Annotated in this window: 1 protein-coding gene; it reads left to right on the top strand. The window is 53.7% G+C overall.

The genetic code is table 11. The features are described 5' to 3' along the window. Positions 1 to 102: 102 nt before the first annotated feature. Positions 103 to 1,118 (top strand): IS1249 family transposase (locus QP363_RS12610; protein ID WP_284764741.1); only part of this gene is annotated, 1,016 nt, incomplete at its 3' end.

The raw sequence follows: 1,118 nt of genomic DNA, 5'->3' as shown, positions 1-1,118 counted from the left end.
TGATTTTGGATCGGTTCCAACAGCCCGATCGATGAAATCAACACTGGATAGTCCTAGGTCTGTGATAGGAGGACTGCTGCTGGTGCGGTAAGGCCAATTCCTATGGCTAATAGGAATCGACCGTCGTGTGACATGTGCGGCCATGGACTGGTTAAGAACGGCAAAACCGCGGCAGGGACCCAACGCTGGCTATGTCCTAACTGCAACGTTTCATCGATTAATACCCGCGCACACGCCAGCGAGATACGGCACTTCAAAATCTTTATTGACTGGATTCTCTCCGGCGAATCTGCAGACCATTTAGCCAAGCGCCTTGGGGTAACAAGGCGGACTTTAACCCGGTGGTTCAAGCTTTTGTGGTTTATCACCGTGCCCACTTCTTCTGACCCCTATCGGGTTTACGATCAGGTCTTTATCGACGGCACCTACTTCCACAAGAAATGCCTGTTGGTAGCCTGCACCAATACACACGTCATTGCCTGGCACTGGTGCTTGCGTGAAAGCTCATACGAGTACCTGAAACTGCTCGACAAAATCGCGCAACCACTCATCGTCACCACCGACGGGGCAGGCGGAGCACTCAAGGCACTGCGTATCAAATGGCCCGACGTTGCCATTCAGCGCTGCCTAGTCCACGTCCAGCGCAACACTTTTGCCGATATCAGCCGCAACCCGATTCACCCAGCGCATAAAGCAATCCGGAAACTGGGCTACATGCTCGTCCAGGTACACAACCGTGAAGATGCTGCACGGTTTACCGCTGCAGTCCACCACACCCGCATCACCTTTGCTGATTGGCTTAAAGAGCGAACCTACCGCAGTGCTATACCAGCAGGCCAAGTACCGAAATGGGTCAGCGCTAACCAGAAATGGTGGTACACCCACCGCAACGCCCGCAGGGCTCTAAAACGGCTAGAAAAGCTCATCCACGTCGGACAGCTATTTACCTTCCTTGACCCGCCTGAAGGTGTCACGCAAGACTTAAAAGCCACCACGAACCTGCTGGAAGGCGGCATCAACAAACAACTCAAAGACTTAGCCGGAAACCATCGTGGCATGTTCGATGAGCACCAGCGCATCACCATGGACTGGTGGCTCTACACCCACACCGAAGACCC

The organism is Corynebacterium sp. UMB6689, assembly GCF_030215295.1.
Lineage (GTDB): Bacteria > Actinomycetota > Actinomycetes > Mycobacteriales > Mycobacteriaceae > Corynebacterium > Corynebacterium aurimucosum.
This window is presented reverse-complemented; position numbering and strand designations above follow the sequence as displayed.